Origin of the sequence: Coleofasciculus sp. (assembly GCF_046539235.1) — a bacterium.
In the GTDB taxonomy this organism is placed as follows: Bacteria; Cyanobacteriota; Cyanobacteriia; order Cyanobacteriales; family Coleofasciculaceae; genus Coleofasciculus.
Genome location: NZ_JBKHHI010000239.1, coordinates 1 through 10,058 on the forward strand (window position 1 = coordinate 1; position 10,058 = coordinate 10,058).

The 10,058-nt window shown below is 46.7% G+C and carries 8 protein-coding genes, 1 tRNA gene and 1 pseudogene; 7 read left to right on the forward strand and 3 right to left on the reverse strand.

Annotated features, from left to right (window positions below; genetic code table 11):
• Positions 1 to 53: 53 nt before the first annotated feature.
• Positions 54 to 1,628: a metallophosphoesterase family protein gene (locus ACLFWI_RS19345; protein WP_446414262.1), complete on the reverse strand. Its 1,575-nt coding sequence runs from the start codon at positions 1,626 to 1,628 to the stop codon at positions 54 to 56.
• Positions 1,629 to 1,722: 94 nt separating this feature from the next.
• Positions 1,723 to 1,986 carry a hypothetical protein gene (locus ACLFWI_RS19350; protein WP_006101951.1) on the reverse strand — a complete coding sequence of 88 codons (264 nt, stop codon included), beginning with the start codon at positions 1,984 to 1,986 and terminating at the stop codon, positions 1,723 to 1,725.
• Between the two features lie 236 nt (positions 1,987 to 2,222).
• Between ACLFWI_RS19350 and ACLFWI_RS19355 the strand changes: the two genes are divergently transcribed.
• The 4 genes from ACLFWI_RS19355 to ACLFWI_RS19370 all read left to right on the forward strand — a co-directional run bounded on the left by ACLFWI_RS19355 (position 2,223) and on the right by ACLFWI_RS19370 (position 4,882).
• Positions 2,223 to 2,984 carry a choice-of-anchor W domain-containing protein gene (locus tag ACLFWI_RS19355; RefSeq protein WP_446414263.1) on the forward strand — a complete coding sequence of 254 codons (762 nt, stop codon included), beginning with the start codon at positions 2,223 to 2,225 and terminating at the stop codon, positions 2,982 to 2,984.
• 278 nt (positions 2,985 to 3,262) lie between these two features.
• The gene (locus tag ACLFWI_RS19360) at positions 3,263 to 4,180 is read left to right on the forward strand and encodes a TIGR04168 family protein (RefSeq protein ID WP_446414267.1); all 918 of its coding nucleotides are present in this window, start codon (positions 3,263 to 3,265) and stop codon (positions 4,178 to 4,180) included.
• A 54-nt stretch (positions 4,181 to 4,234) separates the two neighbouring features.
• Positions 4,235 to 4,318 (forward strand) — tRNA-Ser (locus tag ACLFWI_RS19365).
• 96 nt (positions 4,319 to 4,414) lie between these two features.
• Positions 4,415 to 4,882 (forward strand): DUF3531 family protein, encoded by a 468-nt coding sequence (locus tag ACLFWI_RS19370; protein ID WP_446414264.1) that lies wholly within the window; start codon positions 4,415 to 4,417, stop codon positions 4,880 to 4,882.
• 97 nt (positions 4,883 to 4,979) lie between these two features.
• Here ACLFWI_RS19370 and ACLFWI_RS19375 read toward each other — a convergent pair whose 3' ends face one another.
• The gene (locus ACLFWI_RS19375; protein WP_446414265.1) at positions 4,980 to 5,972 is read right to left on the reverse strand and encodes a ribose-phosphate pyrophosphokinase; all 993 of its coding nucleotides are present in this window, start codon (positions 5,970 to 5,972) and stop codon (positions 4,980 to 4,982) included.
• A 587-nt stretch (positions 5,973 to 6,559) separates the two neighbouring features.
• Here ACLFWI_RS19375 and ACLFWI_RS19380 point away from each other — a divergent pair.
• The 3 genes and pseudogenes from ACLFWI_RS19380 to ACLFWI_RS19390 all read left to right on the forward strand — a co-directional run.
• Positions 6,560 to 8,557: a protein kinase domain-containing protein gene (locus ACLFWI_RS19380; protein WP_446414266.1), complete on the forward strand. Its 1,998-nt coding sequence runs from the start codon at positions 6,560 to 6,562 to the stop codon at positions 8,555 to 8,557.
• A 58-nt stretch (positions 8,558 to 8,615) separates the two neighbouring features.
• Positions 8,616 to 9,293: a dethiobiotin synthase gene (gene bioD / locus ACLFWI_RS19385; protein ID WP_446409590.1), complete on the forward strand. Its 678-nt coding sequence runs from the start codon at positions 8,616 to 8,618 to the stop codon at positions 9,291 to 9,293.
• Between the two features lie 250 nt (positions 9,294 to 9,543).
• Positions 9,544 to 10,058: pseudogene (locus tag ACLFWI_RS19390) on the forward strand (RNA-guided endonuclease TnpB family protein); the annotation flags it as partial.

Consider the following 10,058-nt stretch of genomic DNA (forward strand, 5'->3'; position numbering starts at 1 on the left):
CAAATGACAAATGACAAATGACAAATGACAAATGACAAATGACAAATGACAAATCAAATAACAAACGCTTCCTTAGAATAATTATTCCACGTTTGGTGACATCGTTCAGCAATAAACGGTTGAACTCGGAACTTCGGCGGATTCCCCTCCTGAACATCAATTCGTAAAAATGAATAGAGTCGCTGCTTTTTAGCACCCTGACCATGGCGACCGGCATAAAAGTGCGATCGCGCCACCAAACGGGAGGGATTACCATCAATAAACCCAACGGATTCCGTAATCTCTGACCCTTCTTTGCGTTGACGGCGTAAACTATGACCACTCCCACCGCAGATAATCCAGGGAATATGGGAATCCCCATGTCCAGTATCAACGGTTTCTAGATATTCTAAACAGTGGGCATGACCGGTTAAAACCAAATCCACCAAAGGACGCCCCTGTGCTAAATCCCCCACCTCCGTCGCCACCGCATCCAAAACTTGGCGCAGGCGGCGACGAACTGCCCATGTTTGTGCCTGTTGCCATTTCGTGGCTTCAGTCACATAAGGAGGATGATGCAGGTACATCACTCGTCCTCTTACCTCTTGAGTCTGCCAAGACTGGGTTAGCCGTTGTCGTAGCCAGTCCAATTGTTCAAAGTCAATCGTGGTTTCTTCATTTGATGCCAATTGTTTATTAATATCCAGGCTTAGTTCATCAATTTGCTCTAATTTCACATTCAAATCATCCAGTTTTTCCGCCTCTTCCGGGTTATCCGCATCCAGGGTAGCGGAGGTTTCCATAAGTTGCATTTTTTCGGCTTCTAATTCATCTCGTCGCTGTTCTAAAAGATGGCGAAAGGCTTTCCCTTCTGGGGTGTTGGGAATCGGTGCGGGGGCGTTAAAGGTATTGGAATCAAGGGCAAAAAAGTCAATTCCACCACTACGGAACGTATAATAACGGTTCGGTAAGCGGGTAAACTCGCCCGGTTGATAGCGCAAGCAATGTCCTGTATCCGTCTTCGCCGTATAGTGGTGGTCTAAATGATTTTCCAACTGTCCCCACTGCTTCAATGGCTTCAGATAGTCCAGGAATGCCTTGGTGTAAGCTTTACCCTTATGTGAGCCGTGCCAACCTACATTCAGATCGAGTTTAGTCTTAAACAGGTGGCGTAGGGGCCAGGTTACCTGTGCCATAAAGCCATAGACGAGGGGTAAATCGTAGTAATCGTGATTTCCAGGGATGGTGAGGAAGGGAAGATTAAACACCATTTGGTCATAGCCAATTTTTTGGGGAGAGTCACCATTGACTAGAAACTCGCGGTAGGGTTTGATAAAGTTTTGGGGATAATATTCACTCGAACCTACCTGATAAACCACGTCGCCGGTATGTAAAACAAAACGGCAATCATTGCGGTGATTTAGCATCATTTCCACAATTTTGCGTTGTGGATCATGTTGTTTATGAGAGCCGAAGCCTGTATCACCCACAACTAAAAAAGAGAACTCTGGATGATCTGGTTGATCATCGTCTAATACCAGCCGAGTTTGATCAATATCCCGTTCCAGAATCAATGGATCTTGCCAGCGAACTCGTTCTTTCATCTGCTGGATTTTTTCCGCAATAGGGGGATCGGACACGAATTGCATGATGCTTCACTGCCAAAGGTTTGCGTTTTGAGGTTATCGTCCGATATCTAGAATTATCATCTATCCTAATGTGGGGATCTCACCAAAGGACTCTCTAGCGAGGAAAACACTTGCGTAGCATGATTTGACCGACCAAACCATTTTCCTTTGGGGACGCAAAATGGACAACCTCAATCACCGTGAAGCAGGGTCCGACATCGTGCAGCATTCCTTCAGCAAAGGAAATCAACTCGCCGCAGCAAGGTAGACGAGATAATTCCACCCGTTCTCCGTTCAAGTCTTCCAACTCCGGTGAATAGTCTTTATGGGATGTTCGCGGGGCGTTCTCGAACATCATTTGTACTTTAACCAGTTCCATGGGTAACACACTCCTGATTCAACGCCTATATAGAGTACTGGAGTTTCGACTAAATCCCCAACCCAACCCCACCCCCTCTAAATTTTCCCAGGAATTATCCTCCAGAGGCGGGATTCAGCCATCAAATTAGGCACATTATATGGGAAATAGCTGATACCTGATATTTTTCTCGGCTTAAAGAATTAAACTGGTCACTATAGAAACAAAATACTGTTTCGTCTATTTTGGAGATCGTTATGAACGTTATACACAACAAGCTAGTCGCCACAACATTGGCGGCTGGAGCCTCTGTCCTGGGTTTTGGCCTGTTATCTCAACCTGCTGCGGCGATTGAGTTAACCTTCGTACACGAGGGTGACACTGTCCCCGAAGGCTGGACTAACTTGAACTGGACGGTGGAAGGGAGAGCAGGAGCTAAAGGCAAAGCTGACTGGGAGTTTTCCACTAAAAAAGATGATATCCATAAAACTGTTGAGCAATTGCAGTGGAATTGGCAGAACGGTGAAGAGGTGCCATGGCTTTTAAATTGGGATGGGAATACCGTTTCCTTTACCCTGGGTGGGCAAACCATTGCGTTCTACCAAGATAATCCACCAGCGAAGTCTTTGGATGGGTTTTACCTCTGGACACGAGCGACAACGAAATCGGGTACAGTCGATCCGGGTACGGAAATTTTGCTGAATGTCAACGAGGTGAATGGAATCGAGGTTGATCCAGTGTCTAGTTTAGCTACTGCACTTGTAGGTGAGGGAAACATGGATATCACAAAGAACTATTTTGCCAGTGATACCTCGATTACATCGCTTTCGGGTATTGCCAATATGAGTTGGCTAGAGGGTTCTCCGAATCCCAACCTAGAGAATGCTCGTTCGCGAGTTGGCTTGAAAATTGAAGGATTTTCTACTTCTACTTCAGTACCGGAACCCGGTACAGTTGCCGGAATAGTCGCGATGGGGATGTTCGGTATCACTTCTGTACTAAGGCGTAAAAAAGCTTAGCATCAATGGCAGGGAAAATGTGCCTTTTGGGATCGCCAAAACCTTGATATACCGTAGGGTTGGCATTGCCCACCAGCCTGAACAAGCGTGCCATTAAGTAGGGGCTTGGTAACCAAGCCCCTACAGGTGGTGTTAGGCAACTTTGAGTAATTCTTATGTAACGGTTGTTTATTTCGTCATCGGATCGCCCCGACAAGCCCTCAGATGGGTTTTGGATTTAAGCCAACGAGTGCGGCTTTTTTTATGCTGGAAGGGGGAATAATTAAGAAACCATGAATATGACCAGTCATAATCAGCCATCTGTAAAAATTGCCGTCGTTGGTGATGTTCACGATCAGTGGGAAGCCCAAGACGCGATCGCACTCCAAAAGTTGGGTGTTGACTTGGTGCTGTTTGTCGGAGATTTTGGCAACGAGTCTGTGGGGGTGGTGCAGCGAGTTGCTTGTGTTGATCTGCCGAAAGCGGTAATTCTGGGAAATCACGACGCTTGGTATACCGCATCGGCTTGGGGACAGAAAAAATGTCCATACAACCGTCAACAGGAAAATTGGTTACAAGATCAGTTAGAGGCCCTGGGAGATGCCCATGTGGGTTACGGATATCTGGACTTTCCTGAACTTCAACTTTCGGTAGTCGGGGGGCGTCCATTTAGTTGGGGCGGATCAGCATGGAAAAATCAAGACTTCTATCGGGATTGGTATGGGGTCAACAGTTTTGAGGAGTCCGTTGCACGAATTGTCGCCGCCGCCAAAGCCACAGAGTATAACACAATTCTTTTTTTAGGTCACAATGGACCAACGGGGTTAGGAGAGGAAGCCGAATCGCCTTGTGGCAGGGACTGGCATCCCGTGGGCGGTGATCATGGAGACCCGGATTTTGCCGCCGCGATCGCGCAAGTTCAGGCGATGGGAAAACAGATTCCCTTGGTCACATTCGGTCACATGCATCACCGATTACGCCACACAACCAAGCGATTGCGAACTATTGTCACAACCAGTTCAGAGGGAACCGTGTATCTGAATTCAGCCAGTGTACCCCGAATTGTGCAAACGGAAACAGACCGACTGCGGAATTTTTCGCTGGTGTCTCTGGAAGCGGGTGGGGTTGCTTCAATTTCTCTCGTTTGGGTGGGAAATGACGATTCTGTCGTACTAGAAGAGTTTCTGTATCGGCATCCTCAACCCGTTGGCGGATAATTTGTTTCCAGACACTCGCCATGAACGCTCAGGCTTGGTATTATAGATAAGCTTGGAGAGGTGGCAGAGTGGTCGAATGCGCTCGACTTGAAATCGAGTGACCCAAAAGGTCCGTGGGTTCGAATCCCACCCTCTCCGTTAGTGTTGGGGAAGATAAGATGGAGGAGATGGCGAAGCTGGGGGAGAGGTACTTCACCCCTGTCAATTTTCTAGATAACTGATGATTGATGACCTATGCAGGTAGAGTTTCGCGAGTATAACCCATTCGATTTGTGGATTTGGCTAGAGTTTGCCACTGTTCCTTCCCCCATGGAAAAAGATTATATTGAAGAGTTATTCAATTCATGGTTTTACCTAGGAAAATTGGGCGGATTTGATGCGGAGAACCTGCAAGTGCAGGAGACGGGTGTGGATATTAGCTATATGGACTATGATCACCGAGAGACAGACAACACCCTCATGGCGCTGATGCATAATCAAGGAGACTTTGATTATCAGGGAACCTGGGGACGCTGCTGGTTTGACTTAGGCACATCCGATGCGATCGCACTCGATGTTCTAATCAATGCCCTGAAGCAACTGTCTCAAGAATATGTTCACATCGAACGAGTCATCATCGGCGGTGAGAATGAAGATTGGCCCACAAAAAGCCGTCAAGAGTCTCTGTTTTACGAGTCCCCGGATAACGGGCGAGTGCGTTAAACATAATTGGGTAGGGGCGGGTTTTACCGATAACTTATGGTAACAACCGATAACTTGGCTAAACCCGCCCCCTGATTTAAGGCACGTCTGTCTTGTATCAACGAAACATGCTGCTTACCGAACTGTCTTCATGAATGCGCCAGATGGTTTCTCCGAGGAGGTTAGCAACTGAAAGCACTGTAAGCTGCTCAAAGTAATTGTCTTTGGCAACCGGAATCGTATTGGTGACAATCACCTCTTCAAAGATTCCACTGGAGAGGCGTTCAACCGCAGGTGGCGAAAAGACGGCATGGGTGGCACAGGCATAAACTTGCCGCGCTCCCTCTTGACGCAGAATCTTGGCCCCCGCAGCAATAGTTCCCGCCGTGTCAATCATATCGTCTACCAAAACAGCCGTTTTACCCTTAACATCTCCAATCACATTCATAACCTCTGCCACATTATGCGCTTGCCGTCGCTTGTCAATAATCGCTAAGGGCGCATCATCCAGCTTTTTGGCAAAAGCCCTGGCTCTAGCTACGCCACCCACGTCGGGGGAAACAACCACCAGATCAGGTAATTGCTTGCTTGCCAGATAGTCCAAGGTTACTGGAGAACCGTAGACATGATCGAAGGGAATATCGAAATACCCTTGGATTTGGGCAGAGTGTAAATCCATCGCTAATACCCGATTCGCGCCCGCCTCAGTAATCAAATTTGCCACTAACTTAGCGGTAATTGATTCTCGTCCGGCGGTTTTGCGATCGGCTCTGGCATAACCGTAGTATGGAATAACAGCAGTAATCTGCCGTGCTGATGCTCGCCGACAGGCGTCGATCATAATCAGCAATTCCATCAGGTTATCGTTTACCGGATGGCAACTCGGCTGAATTAGGTAAACGTCGCACCCACGAATGGATTCTTGAATTTGGATGTATAACTCGCCATCGGCAAATCGTTTGCGAACCATTGGTCCAATGTCCATGCCCAAATAGCGAGCAACTTCTTGTGCTAGTGGAACATTAGCAGACCCAGAAAACAGTCGGAGACGATTATTATCCGCGATTAGCGGCAGCGTAGGCTGAAGCGTTAACGTTGCAGAACGGCTCACAGCAGACCCTCGAAGCTCATTTCAAGGCAATCTTAACATTTGCTGTTGTCTATGGTTCTAATATTTTTCATAAATTGACAAATCGGGCAATCGTGATCCTTGCCCACCAGCCCAAATATACCAGTAATTTTAGGTGTGATGCTTCGGGATGCTGCCTCAGTTGTTCACTTTATCCAATTGACCCAATAGTTTTCCCATTGAATTGACTAAAATATCCAACTATTAATCAAACTCATACAAACAGAACAAATAATTAACATTTTTTAAGAAAAGGCGACTTTCAAAGTAATAAATCAATCAAAAGACGGATGTTAAACAAACCAACTTAACGAATTACCTGGACATAATTTTTTTTAAAAAAGTCAAGCAATGTAAATCTGACTGATTTCCTTCAGATTGAGTATTATCCAAAACCTGTCATAGCTTCTGCTAACATCTAGCTAATTGAGGGTCGTCTCAGGAGCCACAGATAAAATAAATATAATAAATGCCAGGATGTGACCATCTTCTCATAAAATTTAGACTTGTAGACTAGGCACTCACTATCCTTCCTGCCTGTTTTCCCCTAAACTCCAATTCACAAGCTCATGGAACAACCGATCGCCTCTGGAACTATTCTGCAAGCCCGTTACCACTTGATCCGAGTTCTGGGTCAAGGGGGATTCGGTCGAACTTACCTGGCGGAAGACCTGAATCGGTTTAAAGAACTTTGTGTGCTCAAAGAATTGATTCCGCCTCAGACTGAAGCCTATACCTTGGAGAAGTCCAAAGAACTGTTCCAACGAGAGGCAACCACCCTCTATCAAATCAAACACCCGCAAGTCCCCGAATTTCGAGCCACGTTTGAGGAGGATGGGCGGTTGTTCTTGGCACAAGACTACGTTGAGGGGAAAACCTATCGCGAGTTACTCAATCAGCGCTTAGAACAGCTAGCTGGCAATTCCACATCCAGCACGGAAGCCGTAGGGATTCCCACACCGCCTCAAAATACACCCCTGGGGAATCCCGTCTTCTCCGAAGCCGAAGTTAAACAGCTACTACAGCAATTATTGCCCGTATTAGAACATATTCACACTAAGGGAATCATCCACCGCGATATTACTCCCGATAATATTATTCTGCGCCAGGGTGACCAACTCCCGGTATTAATTGATTTTGGTGTGGTCAAAGAACTCGCTACCCGTTTGCAGTCGCCGGATATGGCAACCCCAGCCACAACGGTTGGCAAGCTGGGTTATGCTCCCAGCGAACAAATTCAAACTGGAAAATCCTATCCCAGTAGTGATCTTTATTCCCTCGCGGTTACCGCCGTGGTGCTACTGACAGGCAAAGAACCCAGAGAGTTACTGGATAATACCCAGTTAACCTGGAACTGGCAACGGTGGGTGACGGTAAGTGATGAATTTGCCCGGATTCTGAACCGGATGCTAAGTTACAGACCGGGTGATCGCTATCCATCTGCAACAGATGTATTACAAGCGCTGCAATCTCCACCCCCTCCAGCCGCCTCTACGCCAGAACCAGACGCCAACGTCTCAGGTATGGCAACCGTAGCCGTAGGACGACGTCCGGAACCGCAGACACCACCCGCAAGAACAGCAGCGCAATCAGAACCTGTGATTCCTGAACCCAGTAACGACTCGATTTGGGAAAAGCCTGGGATGGTTGTGGCAATTGGTGCAGTACTTGCCGTGATTGCAGGGTTGGGTTCTTGGGCAATTGCTAATCGACTAAGACAGGAACCGACTCCCCCAGAAACAATTGTGGAGTCTCCGTCTCCTTTGCCCACCGAAACCGAATCTCCCTCACCTTCACCCACTCCCACCGAACCACGAGTCTATAGTCGGACTCTGGCTCTGTCTCCCGGTCAAGACCTTTCTATCGAGAGATCATTACAGCCGAATACTATTGTGAACTACCAGATTCAGGCGGAACAAGACCAGACGTTGGAGGCTTTTATTCCCACGGAAGGGGTATATATGACCCTTATAGGACCCGATGATCAACCAGTGAGCGATCGCGCGACACGGGTACAACAATGGCGAGGTGAACTTCCCTATACCGGAGAATATACGGTTCAATTAAGTCTAATTCCAGGACTTCCAGAAACTGAGTACCAACTCAATTTAGATTTAACCGAAGCCCCCCAACCCACACCTTCGCCCACGGAAAGTCCATCTCCATCTCCATCTCCATCTCCATCTCCATCTCCATCCCCATCTCCATCCCCATCTCCATCCCCATCTCCTTCTCCATCTCCATCCCCATCTCCTTCTCCCACTTACGAAACCGAACGGCTGATAATTCCTGAAGGAGAACAGGCAATTCAGTTTCAAGGTCAAACCGCACCGCAACGGGTAAAAAGGTATCGTGTCAACATGGAATCTAATCAGCAACTAGGGGTAGAAGTTATTCAAGGTGATGTCACCTTAAATATCCGCAATCCTAATGGTCAGTTAATTGAAGATGCCGCAAACATCATCGTTTGGCAGGCACAATTGCCTCAAGGGGGCAACTATATCATTGATGTGATTGCCGAAAAACCAACCACTTTTACATTGGGTGTCAGTCTAACCAACCCTTAGATAGCGAGCTCAAATCCTTATAAAGGACGAATGACAAATGACGAATGACAAATGACAAATGACCCAAACATTACTAATTACAGGTACAAATACCGATGCCGGCAAAACGGTATTAACCACTGCCCTCGCCGCCTACTGGCAAACCTATTACCCACAAAAACGTCTGGGAATTTTTAAGCCGATTCAAACGGGAACCGGGGATTGGGAACATTATCACCAGCAATTCAACCTGGATCAAACTCCTCAAGACATTACCCCATTAAAATTTAACCAGCCAGTTGCCCCACCAGTGGCGGCAGAACGGGAAGGAAGATCGATAGAATTAAAAGTAGTTTGGCAAGCATTGAATCGCCTCCAGGGGCAACGGGATGTTGTCTTAGTAGAAGGACTAGGAGGACTGGGTTCACCTGTAACCCATGAGTTAACCGTGGCAGATATTGCCAGAGATTGGAAATTACCGAGTGTCATTGTGGTACCTGTGGCACTGGGCGCGATCGCACAAACCGTAGCAACTGTCGCCTTAGCGCGTCAGTCGGGCGTTCACCTGAAAGGAATTGTCCTCAATTGTGTTCAACCTCGTTCAGCAGAAGAGATTGCTGATTGGACTCCGATTGAGTTGATTCAGTCACTGACACAGGTTCCCATTTTAGGCATCTTGCCCCACTTAGCTGATCCCACTGATCTGAGCAAACTGGCTCAAGTGGCATCTGAGTTAGAAATAGAGCGATTGTTCTAATGTCAGTAGGTGGGGACAATTAAAGTTAACGGCAGGGATCGTTATAGTCGCTTCCCTTGAGCAGCAAGCTACGTTTTATATAAAGATTTGAGCAACATTTACAGAATAGCGATGGTGAAAGCCCCCGTCCTGAGCTTGCGAAGGATCTAACCGGGGGATGAAACCGAGCGAATCAGAAAGATAGTGGGATTTATCCCACAATAACTATTTTAGATTGTATTATATAATTATAAACAAGGAGGCGATATTCTTGTACGGTTGTCAGCAAGTATTATTAAAACCAGATAAAGAACTAGCCGCAGTTTTAGAGTTTATTTGCACCGAAGCAAATAGCTTAACGAACTGCGGCATATATTATGCTCGTCAAATCTGGTTTAAGCGTAGGCAGATTATTGGTAAATATGACTTAGAAAAGGAGTATAAAAACAACAGACACTTTCAAGCCCTCTATTCCCAGGCAGCCCAACAAGCGTTAAGAACGGTTAGCGAATCCTTTAAGTCCTTCATTGGATTAATGAGGGCGTTTAAAAAAGGAAAAATAGCGAACGCACCTAGACTGCCTAAGTATTTAAAGAAAGGCGGACTTTCTGTTGTTAGCTACCCTAAACAAGCTTTAAAGATTAAAGATGGTCAAATCAGGATGCCGTTAGGCAAGCTGGTTAAGACATGGTTTAAGATATCGGACTTCTTCATACCGATGCCATCTAACCTCAACTTTAAAGATATCAAGGAGTTAAGAATCTTTCCCCGCAACGGTTGCTTCTA